Source organism: Acidovorax sp. 69 (assembly GCF_002797445.1).
Lineage (GTDB): Bacteria > Pseudomonadota > Gammaproteobacteria > Burkholderiales > Burkholderiaceae_C > Acidovorax.
Genome location: NZ_PGEP01000001.1, coordinates 3,418,020 through 3,435,066 on the forward strand (window position 1 = coordinate 3,418,020; position 17,047 = coordinate 3,435,066).

The following is a 17,047-nucleotide window of genomic DNA, read 5'->3' on the forward strand; positions in this document are numbered from 1 at the left end:
TTTCATTTGCTACTGTATTCATAGCTACTAGCGCTTTACCATCAAGCGCCAGAGGCCAAAACGACTTAAAAACCACCAATCCACTCATAGTGCCAACCCCAGCAGCGACCGCTGCAGTGCCTCGTCCTCGGCCAACGCGGCCATGCTGCCCGCATGCACCACCTGGCCGTTGTCCATCACGGCGACGGTGTCACCGAGCCGCTTGGCGAAATTGATGTTCTGCTCGACAAGCAGAATCGTCACGCCACTCTTTTTGAGCTGGTCGAACGCCTCGATCATGTTGTTGATGATGGCGGGCGCCAGGCCCTTGCTCGGTTCATCGACGATGAGCAAGTCGCGCGGCTCCACGATGGCGCGGCTCACTGCCACCATCTGCTTTTGTCCGCCGCTGAGCTTGCCAGCGGGGTGATTCCAGAACTTCTCCACCGCGGGAAAGAGCTTGAAGATCCACTGCAGGCGCTCCTGGTCCATCTGAGCGGCATTGCGCGCACTGCGCGCGGCCAGCAGCATGTTTTCCTTCACGGTGAGGTCGGCAAAGATGCCCATGTTTTCGGGCACGTAGGCGATGTTCATGCCTGCGATCTGCGGCGTGTTCATCGCGGTGATGTCTTTGCCGCCGAAGTGGATCGAGCCTTGCGACGCATGCCACAGGCCCATGATGGTGCGCAGCGTGGTCGTCTTGCCCGCGCCGTTGCGGCCCAGCAGCATGGTGAGCTGGCCCTTGGGCACGGCCAAATCCACGCCGTGCAGGATGTGGTACGCCCCGATGTGGGTGTGCACGCCCTTGAGTTCGAGCAGGTTGGGGGTTGCGGTCGTCGTACTCATGCGGCCTCCTTCTCTGCGTCCTTGTCAGCGTCCTTGGAGACACCCAGGTAGGCCTCTTGCACCACGGGCGATGCGATCACCTCGGCTGGCGGGCCATCGGCCACCAGCGTGCCGTTGGTCAGCACGATGATGCGGTCGGCCAGCTCGCGCACCACGTCCATCTTGTGCTCCACCAGCAAGATGATCTTGGTCTTGTCCTTCTTCAGCTCGCGGATCAGATTCAGGATCACAGGCGCCTCGTCGTGGCTCATGCCGGCCGTGGGCTCGTCGAACATGTAGACCTGCGGCTCCAGCGCCATGAGCAGCGCAACTTCGAGCTTGCGCTGGTCGCCGTGGGGCAGGCTGGCCACGGGGGTGTCGGCACGGTCGGTCATGGCCACGGCCTGCAGGATCACGCGGGCACGCTGGGTGAGCGCGTGGTGGTCGCTCCAGATGCTCCACAGGTTCAGGCCCCGGCGGTGCTTGCCCTCTTGTGTGGCCTGCACGGCCAGGCGCACGTTCTCCAGCACGCTGAGGTTGGGAAACAGGTTGGTGAGCTGAAACGCCCGGCCCAGCCCCGCATGCGTGCGCGCCGAGACCGACTGGCCCGTGAGGTCCTGCCCGCCCAGCGTCACGCTGCCGCTGGTGGCCTTGAGTTGCCCCGAGATCAGGTTGAAGTAGGTGGTCTTGCCCGCGCCGTTGGGGCCCACGATGGCGGTCAGCGTGCCAGGCTCGAAAGAGCAGGTCACGCCATTGACCGCCACGTGGCCGCCAAAGCGGATGGTCAAGTCCTTGGTGGCCAAGGTGCTCATGGGTGGGGGTTCACTTTCACGGTCTGAGTCATTTCATTCAAAGAGCCCGGCAACCCTGGCCTGCGGCGGGGTGCCAAGACCTTCACTGGGTTTCCATCGTCAACAGTCTCCGCAACAGGCGCGGTCGAAGCCAGCGACCGCCGCGCAAGGGCCGCCCCGCCGCGCTGGCGGTGTCCCCCTTCCCGAATGGCGCAGCCATTCGAGAGAAGGGGGAAGACGCGAAGCGGCTCAGGGGGTTGTACATATTTCAACAAGTGCCGATCACGTAGTAGCCGGAGCTGGTCTGCTTGAGCGTGGTGGTCACGAACACGTTCCACCAGCCCATGCCTTGGTTGGAGCCCAAGGCATACGCAAAACCGGCATAGGCATACGCCCGCCCTGCCAGGGTATGCGCATAGTTGCTGGCGGTGGTGCAGGTGCCCGTGCCGCCACCTGATGCAGCCAGCGTGGTGCCCGGTGCGGCTGTGGACGTGGCACCTTCGGCCCCGTTGGCATCGGCAGCGCGCACCGTCCAGCTGTAGGTGGTGGATGCGGCCAGGCCGGTGTCGCTGTAGTTCGTGGCGGTCACGGGCAGCGCGTTGACCTTGTTGGCGTTGCGGTACACGTTGTAGCTGGCAGCGCCGGTGACAGCGGCCCAGCCAATCACCATGCTGCTGGTCGTGGCGCCCGAGGTGCTCACACCTGTGGGGGCTGAAAGGACCACCGGATCGGGGGGTGTGGTGCCACCGGTGCCGCTGGAGAGGCGGTCCACCATGGCCTTGATGGCGACCATCTGCGGGCCGGATTTCTTGGAATAGTTGGCGCTGTCATAGCCCCACCAGTCCCAGCAGCTGTTGGTGGCGGCCAGGCTGGTCTGCGGGTACAGCATCACGATGTTGTTGCTGTCGGCCCAGCGGTTGTAGCCGGTGTTGCGCACGTACTGCTGCTGCACGTCGCTCACGTTTTGCTTGCAGCCATGCAGCACCACGTGCAGTTTGCAGGTGGCGGTGCCGCCCGCCTGGCAGGCCTGTGGCACATAGGCCCAGCCCGTGGTGGCCATGCCGTGGTTGGTGATGAATTCACCTTGGTTGAATTCGATGAAGTTGCCGGTGGGTAGCGTGGTGGTGTTGCGTGGGCTCAAAGGGCCATACAGGTGCTGCAGCATGGCACCGGCCAGATCGAAGTTGCAATTGCTGATGTAAGGAGCACCCTTGGTAGAGCAGGCGTTGCCGTAGTCGTCCGTGACCATGGCGTGCTCGGCCGCGATGTCCTTTTTGTAGACCACGTTGGCGGCTGGCACAAAGCTGTTGTAGTAGGTGCGCAGTGCGTCCATCCCGCCCGTTTTGACCACGCTGTCGAGCGTGCCAGAGAACAGGTAGACCTTGGAGTTCTGCAGGTTGGCCACGGAGTCAATCACGCCCTGGCTGGCCCAGGTGTTGGTGGTGCTGACCAGCGTGCTGGTGGGAATGCCTGCGGGGCTGGCCATGCAGCGCCCGGTGGCGTTGACGACCGAGCCCTCGGCGCAATAGAACGGACCGCCCGCAACCACACCGGCGCCCTTGGCAAACGTGGCCGAATACGCCACGTGCAGCTGCACCGCCATGAACCCGCCTGAGGACAGGCCCGATACCGTCGTCTGTGTCTTGTCGATCTTGAGTGCTGGCAGGTTGACGGCAGCGTGAACACTGCCCAAGCCACAGAGCGCCATCGCAGCCCCGGTTGCAGCCGCCCGGATGAAATTGAAAGCCATGTTGTCTTGTCTCCAAATAATTTTTGAGAAAAACCGACCCAGCCCCCGTGTCAACCCGGGAGTTCATGCATCAATTCACTGGAAAAAGAGGGGCGGCCGCCCCTGCGGGATGGACCCCGAAGGAGCAGGAAGGTGATCCTGTCCGACGGGCCTCGCTAACTCGCTAACTCGCTAACGGAATCGAAAGACCGGCTTATCGCTTGTTGCGAATCGGCACGTTCATTTCTTCAGGCTTGATCTCACGCACCAGCTCGGGCACGCCCCAGGCGAAGGCCGGGTCCACCTTGATTTTGAAGTGGTACATGCTCTGCATGGCCTGGTGGTCTTCCTTGCGGAAGGTCATCTTGCCCTTGGGGGTCTCAAAACTCATGCCTTCCATGGTCTTGATGAGCTTGTTGGTGTTGGTGTCGCCACCCGTGGCCTTGAGGGCCGTGACCAGCGCCATGGCCGAACTGAAGCCGCCCGCGGTGAAGAAGTCCGGCGGGGTCTTGAACTCCTTGTAGTGCGCCGCCACCAGGGCTTCGTTCACGGGGTTCTTGGGAATGCCGAAGTAGTAGTACGTGGCACCTTCCATGCCGGGGAAGTTCTTGTACGCGGCCATGGCGGGCAGGATGTTGCCGCCCGTGGCGATCTCGATGCCGTAGCGCTTCAAGTCCATGTCGGCGATCTTGAAGGGGTTGCCCGCGCCGGCCCAGATGATGAAGATCACCTTGCGGCCGGGCACGTCCTTGAGCTTGTCGATCAGGCGCTGGGCACCGGCGGTGAAGTCGGTGGTAGTGGTGGGCAGGTACTCCTCGTGCGCCAGCTTGGCGTTCTTGAGGGCGTCCTTGAAGGCCTTCACCCCGTCGCGGCCAAAGGCGTAGTCCTGTGCCAGCGTGGCCACCGTCACACCGGCCTTGTCGATGGCCACTGCGTTGGAGATGGCGTCCTGGCTGCTGTTGCGGCCGGTGCGGAAGATGTACTTGTTCCACTTGTCACCGGTGATGGCGTCGGCCACGGCGGGCTCCACCAGCAGGATCTTCTTGTACTCCTCGGCCACAGGCAGCAGGGCCAGCGCCACGCCCGACGAGGTGGGGCCCACGGCGATGTCGGCCTTGTCGTCCGAGTAGGCCGACGCCAGCAGGCTCTTGCCCAGGTCGGGCTTGCCCTGGTCGTCCTTCTCGATGACCACCAGCTTCTTGCCGTTGACGGTCATGCTGCCGCCGGTGGCGTAGTTCAGGCCCATCAGCAGACCGGTCTGGGTCTGCTTGCCGTAGGCCTCCAGCGGGCCGGTCTTGCTGTAGACATGGGCAATGCGGATTTCGCCGGTCTGGGCGAACGCGGGGGCGGAAAGCGTGGCGGCGGTAACGGCAGCGGTGGCGAGGGCGACCAGAGTGCGACGGTGCATGGCGATGTCTCCTGTTGTGATGCCTGAACATTGCACAGTTTGTGCCAACTCGCAAGTGCTTGATTTTTTAGACACTTTTATTGACACAGCACCAGCACTGTCCAATTTAAAGTCAAATAATTTGCCTGATTTTTGGACATATGTTCAATGTTTATTCAGGGTTTTCCAGACGTCCGTAAAGCGTGGCACGCGAAATCCCCAGCTGCCGTGCGGTGGCCAGCTTGTTGCCGCCGTGGGCTTTCATGGTGGCGGCAATGGCACGCCGCTCCAGCTCGGCCACCTGTTCAGCCAGAGGGCGCAGGTAGCGGGCTTCGTCGTCGACATCGCCCATCGGGGCGGCATCCTGCACCGGGGCGGGGGCTGCGGGCTCCACCCCAGCTTCACGCAGCACACGCTCCAACTGCGCTGCGTCAATCGACGGAGAATCGCCGCGCATCACGGCCTGCTCCAGCACATTGCGCAATTCACGGATGTTGCCGCGCCAGGGCTGGCCAGCCAGCAACGCCAGTGCGTCGGGCAGCAACTCGGGTGGCGGCGTGCCATTGCGCAGTGCAAGGTCTTCACCCAGGGCTTCGACCAGCGCGGGGATATCTCCGCGCCGCACACGCAGCGGTGGCACGCGCACCGGCAGCACATGCAGGCGGTAAAACAGATCTTCGCGGAACTTGCCCTCGCGCACCAGTGCGGCCAGGTCGCGTGAGGTGGCTGCCAGGATGCGCACATTGAAGGGCACAAGCTTGTTCGACCCCAGTGGCTCGATCTCGCCCTCTTGCAGGGCCCGCAGCAGTTTGGCCTGCAAGCTTTGTGGCATGTCACCGATTTCATCGAGGAACAGCGTGCCACCGTCGGCCAACTTGAACTTGCCGTCGCGCCCCTTGCGGTCGGCACCGGTGTAAGCACCGGGGGCGACGCCAAAGAACTCGGCTTCGAGCAGCGTGTCGGGCACGGCAGCGATGTTGACGCTGACGAAGGGGCCGCTGGCACGGCTCGATGCCGCATGGATGGCGTGGGCCAGCAGCTCCTTGCCGGTGCCCGTCTCGCCCAGCAGCAGCACGGGACTGGTGGACTGCGCCGCACGGCGCGCCTGGCGCTTGACCTCGGCCGCAGCGGGGCTGGAGCCGATGAAGCTGGCAAAGGTGTACTTGGCCCGCCGCTCGCCATCGCCCGCCACTGCCAGGGTGCGGCGGCGTTGGCTGGCCAACTCGCGCCGGGCGTCGTCCAGGTCGCGCTGCAGCAGCGCAAACTTGCTGATCAGCGGCTGCAGCGTGGTCTCGGGGTGGTCGAACAGCACGATGCCAATGGCACCGATCACACGGTCAGCGTCGTCACGCAGCGGGATGCGGCTGACCACGAAGGTACCCGCCTTGTTGGTGAGCAGGTCGATCAGCACAGGCTGACCGGTCTCCAGCACGCGGCGCATCTGGGTGTTGGGGATGACCTCCTCGACCGTGCGACCCACAAACTGGTCCACCGACGAGAACCCGAGGTCGGGCAGAAAGCGCTGGTAGCCCTCGTTCACCCACACGATGCGCCCGCTGCGGTCCACCAGGAACATGCCCTGGCTGACGCTGGAGAACAGCTGGAACATGGAGCGTGCCGCCAGTTCGAGGATGCCCTGGGCATCCAGCGGCAAGGCGGGGGCGTCGTCAACAAGCAAGGGCATCCATGGATGGTAGCGCGGTGACGGGCTGGGGGGGTCCGATGCCGACCAGCAACGGGCGGCCTCCCGTCGATCATGATGCTACAAATTAGATAGCTACTCAGGTAAATAGCACCGGCGCTATACGCCACTTTTATCAAAAACGAGCGCCAAAGAGGCATACGACAGCGCTTCACATGCCGCCAGAGGTGGGTCCACGAGGATGCAAGGCTTGCCGGTGCGGCGGCAATGGTCCTGCACGCGCCAGTAGGCGTCGTGGCTGATACAGCCGGTCTGGCAAATCACCAGGTCCGCAGCGGCCAGACTGGCGTCGAAGGCCGCACCGGCATGGATGTCCGGGGCGGTCTCCACCACCACGGGTAAGCGCAGGCTGCGGGGGCGGGCCAGGGCATCCATGGGCAAAGTGACAGTTGCCCTGCCCTGCTCCAGGTTGCCCACCGCCCCGGTATCGGCCTGCGCCGCCAGTCGCCAGCGCAAGCACTCCCGTGACAGAGTGGCAATGCGCTCAGCCAGCGCACCGATGTGGCGTGCCATGGTCTGCCGGCGTGGCAGCCCCGGTATGGCGGCCCGCGCCTGCGCCAACGCATCCCCTGCCATGGCCAGCCGCGTATCGCGCACCATCAACGCGCCGCGCAGCCGTACCACCTCGGCCTGTAGCCGCTCAATCTCGGCCGCCTGCATGGCCAGGGCCGCACTGCAGCGCTGCTGGGCTTCACCCATTTGACGACACAGCACCAGAAATTCCTGCGGAAGTGATTGCATGCACAAATTTTGCAAATACGAACCATTCGCATTGTATGGTACGATTCGCGGCCTGTGAGAACGCAAGTCACCTTGGTGGGGAGGGCGCCGGGGGCATCTAGCCCCCGGTGTCTGGCTTGCGGCACCAGACCGTGATATCGCCACAGTTTGCAGCCCTCGGAGCATAAAAAAACCGCGCCCTGTTGTGAGCGCGGTTTTTTGCTTGGGGTGTGTGCGCAGTGCGCACGGCCATCAGGTCTGTGCCACCGCCAGCTTGCGCGCTGCCCAGCGGCGAAGCAGGCGCGGCACGATCAGCACCGCCAGAACAATGATGATCAGCGTGAGCGAGCCTGGGCGCTCCAGGAAGATCGTCCACTTGCCTTCGCCAATCGACACGGCATTGCGCATCTGTGCTTCGGCCAAGGGGCCCAGGATCATGCCCACCACCACCGGCGCGGCCGGGAAGTCGTAGCGACGCATCACCACGCCCAACAGGCCAATCGCATACAGAAGCACCAGGTCGAACGCGCTCTGGCGCATGCCATACACGCCGAGCGTAGAGAACACCAGAATGCCGGCATACAGGTACGACTTGGGGATGTTGAGCAGCTTGACCCACAAACCCACCAAAGGCAGGTTCAGGATCAGCAGCATCACGTTGCCGATGTACATCGACGCGATCAGCGCCCACACCAGTGCACCGTTGGTATCAAACAGCTGCGGGCCGGGCTGGATGCCGTAGTTCTGGAAAGCGCCCAACAAGATGGCTGTGGTGTTCGACGTGGGAATACCCAGCGTCAGCAGCGGGATCAGCGTGGCCGTGATGGCCGCGTTGTTGGCCGCCTCAGGGCCTGCCACGCCTTCGATGGCCCCCGTGGTGCCGAACTCTTCCTTGTGTTTGCTCAGCTTCTTTTCCGCCGCATAGCTCAGAAAGGTAGGGATCTCGCTGCCGCCTGCGGGGATGGTTCCAAACGGAAAACCGATGGCCGTGGCGCGCAGCCAGGCAGGCCAGGAACGCTTCCACTCTTGCTTGGTCATGTGGGTGCTGGTCAGGCGGTTCTGCGTTTCGTCAGACTTGCCTTCGTACATCACGTTGTACAGCGCCTCACCCACCGCAAACAGGCCCACGGCAATCAGCACCACCTCGATGCCATCCATCAACTCGGGCACGCCCCCGGTGTAGCGCGCCTGGCCCGTGATCTGATCAATACCGATCAGGCCCATGGCCAGGCCCACAAACAGCGCCACCATGCCACGCAGCGTGCTCTTGCCCAGCACCGCGCTCACGGTAGTGAAAGCCAGCACCATCAGCATGAAATACTCTGGTGGACCCAGGCGGATGGCGTATTCGGCCACCAGCGGCGCACAGAAGGTGACCAAGATGGTGGCAATGGTGCCCGCTACAAACGAGCCGATCGCAGCGGTGGCCAGTGCGGCACCGGCACGGCCGTTCTTGGCCATCTTGTTGCCCTCCATGGCTGTGACCATGGAGCCAGCCTCACCCGGCGTGTTCAGCAGGATCGAGGTGGTGGAGCCGCCGTACATGGCGCCGTAGTAGATGCCGGCAAAGAAGATCATCGAGGCCGTGGCCTCGACCTTCACGGTGATGGGCAGCAACATGGCCACTGCCACGGCCGGACCAATGCCGGGCAACACGCCCACGGCGGTGCCGATGACGCAGCCCACAAAGGCCCACATCAGGTTGATGGGTGTTGCCGCAGTGACAAACCCCTGCATCAAAAGATTTAACGTTTCCATAGTGTGCAGGCCTTAGAGCCACCCCGTGTTGGTCAGGCCGGGCAGGTTGATGGCCAGCAGTTGCGTAAACATCCAATACACCGGGGCCGCTACCGCGATACCGATGAAGGAATCCTTGATCCAGGCCTGCAAGCGCAGGTCCAGTTCGCCTTCAGCGCTTTTGAAGCCCCGCACCGACAACACGAAGCACAGCGCGCAGCTCAGGATGAAGCCCAAGGTGGTGATGAGAAGGGCATTGAGCAGCAGCCCGGCCGACACCCAGACGAAACCCTTCCAGTGGGCACGCTCGTCGCCCGAACCTTCCTCCAGATGCCGGAACCCGCCGGTCTGCGCGTGCACCACACACAGCACGCCACAGACCAGGATGGCAATGCTGACCACCCAGGGAAAGAAGTTGGGGCCCACGCCACCGTAACCAGCCTCTGAACTGACTGAACTGGCACCCCAGGCCAGGCCCAGCGCCAGCACCACCAACCCCGCCCCGATCAGGGTCTGCAAGGGTTTGGAGCGCGATGAATGTTGTTGTGTCATGTTTTTTTCCTTCGCACCAACCAATGCACGGCAACGCAAGCCTCCGCCCCCACAAGGAGAGAGAAGGCCGCTGCCGCGCCTCGCTTCGGGATCAGATCATTCCGGACTTGGCCATCGTGGCGCGCATGCTGGCGAATTCGGCATCCACGAAGTTGGCAAACTCGTCGCCCGCCATCCATGCGGGTGTCCAGCCGTTCTTTTCCATGGCGTCCTGCCACGCTTTGCTCTTGAAGGTCTTGGCCAGTGCATCGACCAGGGCCTTGCGCTGCTCGGCCGTGATGCCGGGGGCGCCATACACGCCGCGCCAGTTGCCAATTTCCACGTTGATGCCCTGCTCCTTGAGCGTGGGCACGTTCACGCCCTTGAGACGTGTGCCCGAGGTCACGCCCACCGCACGCATCTTGCCCGCCGAGATGTATTCAGCAAACTCGCTGTAGCCGCTGCCGCCCACGGTGACATTGCCACCCAGAATGGCTGCCGTGGCCTCACCGCCCCCACGGAAGGCCACGTAGTTGATCTTGGCGGGGTCCACGCCCACTTCGCGGGCGATCATGGCCGCAGCAATGTGTTCGGTAGAACCGCGCGAGCCGCCGCCCCACTTCACGCTGCCAGGGTCCTTCTTGAGCTGCTCGACCACGTCCTTCATGGTCTTGAAAGGCGAGTTGGCGGGCAGCACAAACACGTTGTATTCACTGGTCAGGCGCGCCAGGGGCGTGACCTTGTCCAGGCCCACCGGAGGCTTGCCGGTGATGATGCCACCCAGCATCACGGCGCCCATCACCATCATCGCGTTCGCATCGCCCTTGCTGGCATTGACGAACTGGGCCAGGCCGATCGCACCGGCAGCACCGCCCTTGTTGTCATAAGACACCGACGATGCGGCACCGGCATCCTGCATCGCCTTGCCCAGCGCGCGGCCGGTGGAATCCCAGCCCCCACCCGGGTTGGCAGGAATCATCATCTTGACGGCGGTTGCCGTCTGGGCCGAGACGGGCAACACACCTGCGGCAGCCATGGCTGCCAGTGATTTCAGAAAGGTATCGCGACGCATGGAGTCTCCTGATAGGTTTGCGAACTGTTCGATGATGCGCGCGCTGCCTGTCAAACGGCTGTCCTCAGACTCAGGGAAAACACTAGCATCTGCAGCCCCCTGAGTCGCTGCGCGTCTTGAACCGCAGCAAACGGCGAGCGGCCCTGCGGCAGGCCGTGCAGCGCGCAGACCGCCCCGGAGTGATATGGTCCCGCGCATGCAATTGCTCCTCGTAGAAGACGATCCCACCATGCAGGCCACCTTGCACCGTGCGCTGACACGCAGGGGCATGGAAGTCACCGCCGTGGGCGACGGGCGCGCGGCCCTGAATCAGTGGACCGCACTGCAACCCGATGCGGTGATCCTGGACCTGACCCTGCCCGGCCTCGATGGCCTGCAGGTGTTGCAGCAGGCGCGCAGCCGGGGCCTGCGCACCCCCGTGCTGATCCTGACGGCACGGGGCACCGTGGGTGACCGCGTGATGGGACTGAACGCAGGTGCCGACGACTACCTGCCCAAGCCCTTCGACCTGGACGAGCTGGAGGCACGCCTGCGCGCGCTGGTGCGCCGCAGCGCAGACCCCACCGTGCCCCCCATGGCCCCCAGCACCGTCCAGATCGGTGCCATCCGCTACGACAAGGACAGCGGCGCGCTGTACCTGAACGGTGAGGTGATGGAGCTGACCCCCCGCGAGCTGGCGCTGATGCACGCGCTGCTTGCGCAGCCGGGCCATGCCGTGACCAAGGAGCGGCTGTATGAGCTGGTGTTCCCGGGCCAGCTCGACGTGCAATACGAAGCCATCGAGGTGGTGGTGTACCGGCTGCGCAAGAAGCTGGTGGGCACCGGCCTCACATTGATGACCCTGCGCGGCCTGGGTTACCTGCTGCGGGCCGACGCATGACACTGGGCACTGAACACCATCACTCGCTGCGGCGACGCCTGCTGCTGGGCATCCTGCTGCCCGTGGCGTTGTTCATCGGCTTCAACACCTGGAGCCTGTATCGCCAGACGCTGGCATCGCTCAACACGGCTTACGACCGCACCCTGCTGGCGTCCGCCAAGAGCATCAGCGAGCAGCTCGACGTGAAAGGCTTCGACGACGCAGCACAACTGCGCGCCATCGTGCCGTATTCGGCACTGGAAGCGTTTGAGGCCGACAACCAGAGCCAGATGTTTTACCGTGTCTCGAACTTGAAGGGCGAAATCGTGTCGGGCTTTGAGGAACTGCCGGTCTGGCAGGGCCGCATTCCCGACCGGCCGCCCTACGCCGCTCTGGTGGACTTCTACGACGACCGCTTCCGCGACCGGGACGTGCGCGTTGCCGTGCTGCTGCAGCCCGTGGCCAGCTCCGAAGGGCGCGCCATGGCCGTGATCCAGGTGGCCGAAACCCTGGAGGTGCGTGAAACCCTGGCCCTGCAAATCCTGTGGAACACACTGCTGCGCCAGGCACTGTTGATCGCTGTAGTGGCCTTCACGGTAGTGCTGGTGGTGCAGCGCGCGACCCAGCCTGTGCGCCAGCTCAGCCAGCAGCTGCAGGCGCGGCGCGAAGGCGACCTGAGCCCCATCGCAGCGCCCATGGCCCCGCGCGAGCTACAGCCGCTGGTGGACGCCACCAACGAGGTCATGCAGCGCCTACGGCACCTGCTGAGGCACCAAAAGCGATTTGTGCGCGATGCATCGCACCAGCTGCGCACCCCGCTGGCCGTGCTCAAGACCCAGGTGCAGTCCGCCTTGCACGGTGATGTGGAGCCCCGCCAGGCCCTGCACGAGATCAGCGACACCGTGGACCGCGCCACCCAGCTCGCCAACCAGATGCTCGCCCTGGCCAAGGTGGAACAGCTGCGTCAGCAAAGCGCCCCCCCCACCACGCGGCTTGACGAAGTGTTGCGTGCCGTGGCACTGGATATCTCTCCACTGATCGCGCAGCGGGACCTGGATTTCGGCATTCACACCGAGCCCGTGCTGGTGCAGTCGCACGAATGGATGCTGCGCGAACTGAGCCGCAACCTGCTGCACAACGCCGTGCGCCACGCCCCCGTGGGCACCGAGCTGACCGTGGACCTGCGCAGCGACGGCAGGCATGTGGCGCTCACCATCAGCGACCATGGTCCTGGCATCGACGATGAACTCGCTGCCCGCCTGTTCCAGCCCTTCTCCGCCGGCGATGTGCGCACTGGCAGCGGCCTGGGCCTGGCCATTTGCCGTGAGATCGTGCAAGCACTGGAAGGCAGCATTGCCCTGACCAACCGGATGAAGGGCCACAAGGTGACGGGGCTGGACGCCATCGTTCGCTTGCCGCTGCCCGGGCTCAAGAACGAAAGCACGCCCCCCACATAGGCGGCACAATCTCGCCCATGAATACGTTGGAGACGATGCGACTGGACAAATGGCTCTGGTGTGCCCGCTTTTACAAGACCCGCAGCCTGGCCACCGAAGAGATCGGCAAGGGGCGGGTCACCGTCAACGGCCAGTCGGCAAAGCCCGCACGCGACCTGCGCTGCGGCGACACCGTGGCACTGCGGCAGGGCCCCGTGGCGCGTACCGTGCAGGTCAAAGGACTGAGTGGAGCACGTGGCCCTGCGCCCGTTGCGCAGCAGCTGTACGAAGAAACTCCCGACAGCATCGCCGCACGCGAAAAAGCAGCAGAACTACGCCGCCTGGCACCCGAACCCGCCGCCACGCTACAGGAAGGCAGACCCACTAAACGCGACCGGCGCGAGATCGACAAAGTAAATCAGCAAGGCAAGGAGTGGAACCAGCGCTGGAGCGCGTCTATTGACGAATAGCAGCATCCCCCAGTCGCACGGAAAACCTGTACGCATCAAAGCAATACCTTGAACGCGATGAGACAGCCAAAGAAAAAACCCCAAGCACACAAGGCACTTGGGGTTAATCTTGGCGGAAACGGAGGGATTCGAACCCTCGATGAGGCTCTACACCCCATACTCCCTTAGCAGGGGAGCACCTTCGGCCACTCGGTCACGTTTCCAATCCAGCTATTATGCCTCAATTCGGAAGCGGCTTCGGCAGATTGGGCGGCTGGCTGGTCCGGTTCGAAAGCCTTGTGCAGACTACGCACAGCCCATTCCACATACTCTTCGTCGATCACGACTGATGTATTGATTTCAGCAGTGGAGATCATCTGGATGTTGATGCCCTCTTCGCTCAGCACCCGGAACATCTCGCTGGCCACGCCCACATGGCTTCTCAGGCCGATGCCGACGATGCTGTCACGTCATCCACGTCGGTATAGATCAGGCATCCGTGGGCCTTCATGGCCGCAGCTGCGACAACTGCCGAGGTGTCCGAACCGCCACCGCCGAGCGTGGTGATATTGCTGTCGTCGTCAATGCCGTGAAAGTCCGTGTCGATGACATCGACGTTCTGCCGTATTTGTGAGCGATCCATGCCATTGGAATTTTTTTGGAATGACGAGTCCATCGCCACGGCACAGTGGTTGAAGAACAGGGGGTTTTAACGCACAGCCGTTTTTCGTGCGGGTAGGAGACCAAAACCTATCGACTGTACCAATCGAGCTTTGGCCCAGACCGCACAACAAAGCTGCGTCCGACCTTGATATGAATGTGATGGCCACGTGTGGTGCAGGCCGTGATCTGGTCCAGCAGCTCATTGAGCTGCGCTGCGGATGGGGTGGTTTGGTGAATCATGCGCAGCCAGTGCCGTAACACATTGGCTTGCCGCGCTCGGCTGAGACTCTGCAAAAGACAGAGCTGCGGGGGGATGCCAACCATGGATAGATCCTGCTGCGCCAGCTCCTGCAACAGTTCGGCCGCCTGGGCTGCATTGGAGGCCGACCGAGCAAAGGTGTCGCGAAATGAAGGGAACGCAGCATCCAAAACGGGCAACAACTGCGCACGGATGCGATTGCGAGTAAAGCGCTCGTCGGTGTTGGTGGGGTCTTCCACCCAGGCCTGCCCCTGCGCTTGCAACCAGCGGCGCACGTCTGCCCCCGTCACACGCAGCAAGGGGCGGTGCCAGGCAAGGCCTGCGCGCACCCAGTGGGTGGGCATTGCCGCCAGCCCTGCCACCCCAGCGCCGCGCGACAGTGCCAGCAGCAGGGTCTCGACCTGATCATCCGCGTGCTGCGCAATTGCTATCGATTGAATAGCAAACTGCGATTGATTGGCAAGCACTACCGCCTCAAATGCCTGATATCTGGCCTGCCGGGCTGCATCCTCAGGGCTCTGACCAGGGGCATGGCGGGCATCCAGCCTCCGTACCACTAACGGCACATTCAGCTCCTGGCACAGCAGGATGCAATGCTGCTCAAAACCGTCGGCCGCCCCCTGCAGGCCGTGGTGCACATGGATGGCCTGCACCTGACCGGGCCAGCGCCGGGCACAGGCCAGCAGCAGTGCGGTGGAATCCGCCCCTCCACTCAGCCCTACGGCCAGCGGCAGCGCGGGCGCAAAGGACTGCACGGCAGCCTCGAAGGATTGGGTCATGCCAGCCGCCCCCGCCCACCAACCGGCAAGCAGCAAAAACAAGGCCATGGGCCGGAGGCAGTATCGACAAAGTGGCAAGGCATGGGCGCCGATTATCACGGGCACCCGAGCCTACCGCGCTCCCGTCAACCGGCTGGCGCAGACAAACGCGCAGAAGCGTGCGACGCGTCAGTAGAGAGGCGAAACGTGCCTACCACCTCCGACAAGCGCACCGACTGATCCTTGAGGCTCTGGGCTGCCGCTGCGCTTTCCTCCACCAGCGCAGCGTTCTGCTGAGTCATCTGGTCGAGCTGCGCCACCGCCTGGCCGACCTCATTGATGCTGGTGCTTTGCTCATTGGTGGACGCGGTGATCTCGGCCATGATGTCAGTGACGCGCTGCACTGAGGTAACGATGTCGTTCATCGTAGTACCCGCATCGTGCACCAGGCGGGAGCCGTTCTCGACCTGCTCCACCGATGTATTGATCAGTGTCTTGATCTCGCGCGCAGCCTCGGCACTGCGCTGCGCCAGGCTGCGCACCTCGCCGGCCACCACGGCAAAGCCCCTGCCCTGCTCTCCCGCACGGGCGGCTTCCACCGCCGCGTTCAGCGCCAGGATGTTGGTCTGAAAAGCAATGCTATCGATAACGCCAATGATGTCGTTGATCTTGCGCGATGCGGCGTTGATCTGCTCCATAGTGGTCACGACATTACCCACCACCTGACCCCCATGCCGGGCCACATTGGACGCTTGCGCCACCAACTGGTTGGCCTGGCGGGCGGAGTCTGCGTTGTGCCGCACGGTTTCGGTAAGCTGCTGCATCGATGCCGATGTCTCCTGCAGGCTCGACGCCGTGAGTTCCGTGCGCCCGCTCAGGTCATGGTTTCCGGTAGCGATCTCTTCGGCCGCCACGCGCACCGACCCGCTGGCATCGCGGATCTGCGCCAACACACCCGAGAGCTTGCCCGCAAAGCTGTTGAAGCTGGCGGCGATCTGAGCCAACTCATCCTCACCCTGCGCATCGATACGGCGCGACAGGTCGCCATCTCCCGCTCCAATCTCATGCATGGCGTCGCGCACTTGCGTGAGCCGGCGCAGCCGCTGCGACAGGATGCCCGCCAGTACCACCAGCGCCACCAGCAACACCACAATGCCCGCGCCCAGCGACACCTGCAGCATGGTACTGATGGCCTGGAGCGCCTCACCACGATCGAGCGCAATGGCCAGCAGCCAGGGCGTGCCCGTGACGGGCGCCACCGTGAGCAGCACGGCCCGGCCTTGCAGATCCAGTGCATTGAGGTCAGCGCGCTTGGCCATGTCAGCCAGTGCCACCGCTGTGAGCATGGGTGCCACATCCGTGGCGGGCTTCAACGCCAGCTTCACCTCGGGGTGGGCAATGATGTTGCCGTCGCTGCCCACCAGAAAGGCATAACTCGACGGCGTGGGCTTGATGGTGGCTACGTTGGCAACCACTGCCGCTAGCGACACATCGCCAGCCATCACGGCCTTCACGGTGGCGCCCTCGCGCACCGCCTTGGCAAAGGTCACCACCAGCCCCGCCCCCCTGCATCGGAGTACGGTGCGGTCAACACTGAGGTATCCGTTACAGCGGCTTGTTTGTACCAGGGGCGTGCAGTCGGGTCGTAATCTGGCGGCAGATTCTGTTTTTCAGAAAACACCGTGCGCTTGTCGGCGTAGCCGAAATAGGTGGTGTGGAAGTTACCCGCCTTGGCCAACATGAACAGAGGCTTGGCGGCGTCGGCGTCATCCAGTGCAGCAGCAGCCGACTCGACCACCATGGCCTTGCCGCGCGCCCAGTCGCGCAGAGTCTCGATGTGGCTGTGTGCAAGGGCCTGCGATTGCGCCGTGAGGGATGCGTAGGCCTGGGATCGCGCCGTGAAGTAGTTGGCTACCGTGAGGGCCAGCAACCCCGCCACAAGGCAAGCTACTGACACCAGAAGGATCTGACCCTTGAGCGTCTTCAGAAGCGACATTGAGCACCCCTTGAACCGCCCGCAAGGACGGCATCGGGGCATGTTACATCCAGTATCAGTCTGCACACCAGCGGGAATTGGCGCTGGACAATGAAGATTCGGCCACAAAAACAACAACGGCCCCGAAGGGCCGTAGGCAGGCGCAGTGCGCAGC

General features: G+C 63.5%; 14 protein-coding genes, 1 tRNA gene and 2 pseudogenes. 3 read left to right on the forward strand and 14 right to left on the reverse strand.

The genetic code is table 11. The annotated features are described in order from the left end of the window. Window positions 1-84 precede the first annotated feature (84 nt). The 9 genes from CLU85_RS15640 to CLU85_RS15685 all read right to left on the reverse strand — a co-directional run bounded on the left by CLU85_RS15640 (window position 85) and on the right by CLU85_RS15685 (window position 10,473). Window positions 85-825: an ABC transporter ATP-binding protein gene (locus CLU85_RS15640; RefSeq protein WP_100411067.1), complete on the reverse strand. Its 741-nt coding sequence runs from the start codon at window positions 823-825 to the stop codon at window positions 85-87. Continuing rightward, on the reverse strand, window positions 822-1,616 hold the full coding sequence (locus CLU85_RS15645; protein ID WP_100411068.1) for an ABC transporter ATP-binding protein: 795 nt from the start codon (window positions 1,614-1,616) through the stop codon (window positions 822-824). The genes CLU85_RS15640 and CLU85_RS15645 overlap by 4 nt, the downstream gene beginning before the upstream one ends. Before the next feature lie 247 nt (window positions 1,617-1,863). After that, complete coding sequence (locus tag CLU85_RS15655) at window positions 1,864-3,345, reverse strand: PHB depolymerase family esterase (RefSeq protein WP_100411070.1); 1,482 nt, start codon at window positions 3,343-3,345, stop codon at window positions 1,864-1,866. 193 nt (window positions 3,346-3,538) lie between these two features. After that, window positions 3,539-4,732 carry a substrate-binding domain-containing protein gene (locus tag CLU85_RS15660; protein ID WP_100411071.1) on the reverse strand — a complete coding sequence of 398 codons (1,194 nt, stop codon included), beginning with the start codon at window positions 4,730-4,732 and terminating at the stop codon, window positions 3,539-3,541. Window positions 4,733-4,883: 151 nt separating this feature from the next. Then, window positions 4,884-6,395 (reverse strand): sigma-54-dependent Fis family transcriptional regulator, encoded by a 1,512-nt coding sequence (locus CLU85_RS15665; protein WP_100411072.1) that lies wholly within the window; start codon window positions 6,393-6,395, stop codon window positions 4,884-4,886. A gap of 117 nt (window positions 6,396-6,512) precedes the next feature. Further along, window positions 6,513-7,154, reverse strand: a complete 642-nt coding sequence (locus tag CLU85_RS15670) for a DUF2325 domain-containing protein (RefSeq protein WP_100411073.1) — start codon at window positions 7,152-7,154, stop codon at window positions 6,513-6,515. A 231-nt stretch (window positions 7,155-7,385) separates the two neighbouring features. Further along, window positions 7,386-8,891 carry a tripartite tricarboxylate transporter permease gene (locus CLU85_RS15675; RefSeq protein WP_100411074.1) on the reverse strand — a complete coding sequence of 502 codons (1,506 nt, stop codon included), beginning with the start codon at window positions 8,889-8,891 and terminating at the stop codon, window positions 7,386-7,388. Between the two features lie 12 nt (window positions 8,892-8,903). Then, window positions 8,904-9,422 carry a tripartite tricarboxylate transporter TctB family protein gene (locus tag CLU85_RS15680; protein ID WP_100411075.1) on the reverse strand — a complete coding sequence of 173 codons (519 nt, stop codon included), beginning with the start codon at window positions 9,420-9,422 and terminating at the stop codon, window positions 8,904-8,906. 91 nt (window positions 9,423-9,513) lie between these two features. Continuing rightward, complete coding sequence (locus tag CLU85_RS15685; RefSeq protein WP_100411076.1) at window positions 9,514-10,473, reverse strand: tripartite tricarboxylate transporter substrate binding protein; 960 nt, start codon at window positions 10,471-10,473, stop codon at window positions 9,514-9,516. A 184-nt stretch (window positions 10,474-10,657) separates the two neighbouring features. Here CLU85_RS15685 and CLU85_RS15690 point away from each other — a divergent pair, with 184 nt between their 5' ends. Genes CLU85_RS15690 through CLU85_RS15700 form a run of 3 tightly spaced genes read left to right on the forward strand, consistent with a single transcriptional unit; the run spans window position 10,658 to window position 13,238 of the window. Then, window positions 10,658-11,353, forward strand: a complete 696-nt coding sequence (locus tag CLU85_RS15690; RefSeq protein ID WP_100411077.1) for a response regulator transcription factor — start codon at window positions 10,658-10,660, stop codon at window positions 11,351-11,353. Continuing rightward, window positions 11,350-12,789 carry a sensor histidine kinase gene (locus tag CLU85_RS15695; RefSeq protein WP_100411078.1) on the forward strand — a complete coding sequence of 480 codons (1,440 nt, stop codon included), beginning with the start codon at window positions 11,350-11,352 and terminating at the stop codon, window positions 12,787-12,789. The genes CLU85_RS15690 and CLU85_RS15695 overlap by 4 nt, the downstream gene beginning before the upstream one ends. 17 nt (window positions 12,790-12,806) lie before the next feature. Beyond that, window positions 12,807-13,238, forward strand: coding sequence for an RNA-binding S4 domain-containing protein (locus CLU85_RS15700; RefSeq protein WP_100411079.1), 432 nt, complete (start codon window positions 12,807-12,809; stop codon window positions 13,236-13,238). 110 nt (window positions 13,239-13,348) lie between these two features. Here the strand turns inward: CLU85_RS15700 and CLU85_RS15705 are convergent. The 5 genes and pseudogenes from CLU85_RS15705 to CLU85_RS23570 all read right to left on the reverse strand — a co-directional run bounded on the left by CLU85_RS15705 (window position 13,349) and on the right by CLU85_RS23570 (window position 16,893). After that, window positions 13,349-13,441: transfer RNA gene (locus CLU85_RS15705), tRNA-Ser, on the reverse strand. Window positions 13,442-13,486: 45 nt separating this feature from the next. Beyond that, a pseudogene (locus CLU85_RS23650) lies at window positions 13,487-13,681 on the reverse strand (ACT domain-containing protein); the annotation flags it as partial. Beyond that, window positions 13,660-13,893, reverse strand: a complete 234-nt coding sequence (locus CLU85_RS23655; RefSeq protein WP_369858230.1) for a hypothetical protein — start codon at window positions 13,891-13,893, stop codon at window positions 13,660-13,662. The pseudogene CLU85_RS23650 and the gene CLU85_RS23655, both read right to left, overlap by 22 nt. A 74-nt stretch (window positions 13,894-13,967) precedes the next feature. Continuing rightward, window positions 13,968-14,918, reverse strand: a complete 951-nt coding sequence (tilS, locus tag CLU85_RS15715) for a tRNA lysidine(34) synthetase TilS (protein WP_100412582.1) — start codon at window positions 14,916-14,918, stop codon at window positions 13,968-13,970. A 125-nt stretch (window positions 14,919-15,043) separates the two neighbouring features. Continuing rightward, a pseudogene (locus CLU85_RS23570) lies at window positions 15,044-16,893 on the reverse strand (methyl-accepting chemotaxis protein). Window positions 16,894-17,047: the final 154 nt, after the last annotated feature.

Excerpts from the sequence above, each read along its gene's own strand:
- CLU85_RS15700 (WP_100411079.1), top strand. The coding sequence starts at position 12,807 with ATGAATACGTTGGAGACGATGCGACTGGACAAATGGCTCTGGTGTGCC.
- CLU85_RS15665 (WP_100411072.1), bottom strand. The coding sequence starts at position 6,395 with ATGCCCTTGCTTGTTGACGACGCCCCCGCCTTGCCGCTGGATGCCCAG.
- CLU85_RS15670 (WP_100411073.1), bottom strand. The coding sequence starts at position 7,154 with ATGCAATCACTTCCGCAGGAATTTCTGGTGCTGTGTCGTCAAATGGGT.
- CLU85_RS15655 (WP_100411070.1), bottom strand. The coding sequence starts at position 3,345 with ATGGCTTTCAATTTCATCCGGGCGGCTGCAACCGGGGCTGCGATGGCG.
- CLU85_RS15685 (WP_100411076.1), bottom strand. The coding sequence starts at position 10,473 with ATGCGTCGCGATACCTTTCTGAAATCACTGGCAGCCATGGCTGCCGCA.
- CLU85_RS15690 (WP_100411077.1), top strand. The coding sequence starts at position 10,658 with ATGGTCCCGCGCATGCAATTGCTCCTCGTAGAAGACGATCCCACCATG.
- CLU85_RS15660 (WP_100411071.1), bottom strand. The coding sequence starts at position 4,732 with ATGCACCGTCGCACTCTGGTCGCCCTCGCCACCGCTGCCGTTACCGCC.
- CLU85_RS15675 (WP_100411074.1), bottom strand. The coding sequence starts at position 8,891 with ATGGAAACGTTAAATCTTTTGATGCAGGGGTTTGTCACTGCGGCAACA.
- tilS (WP_100412582.1), bottom strand. The coding sequence starts at position 14,918 with ATGACCCAATCCTTCGAGGCTGCCGTGCAGTCCTTTGCGCCCGCGCTG.
- CLU85_RS15680 (WP_100411075.1), bottom strand. The coding sequence starts at position 9,422 with ATGACACAACAACATTCATCGCGCTCCAAACCCTTGCAGACCCTGATC.
- CLU85_RS15695 (WP_100411078.1), top strand. The coding sequence starts at position 11,350 with ATGACACTGGGCACTGAACACCATCACTCGCTGCGGCGACGCCTGCTG.
- CLU85_RS23655 (WP_369858230.1), bottom strand. The coding sequence starts at position 13,893 with ATGGACTCGTCATTCCAAAAAAATTCCAATGGCATGGATCGCTCACAA.
- CLU85_RS15645 (WP_100411068.1), bottom strand. The coding sequence starts at position 1,616 with ATGAGCACCTTGGCCACCAAGGACTTGACCATCCGCTTTGGCGGCCAC.
- CLU85_RS15640 (WP_100411067.1), bottom strand. The coding sequence starts at position 825 with ATGAGTACGACGACCGCAACCCCCAACCTGCTCGAACTCAAGGGCGTG.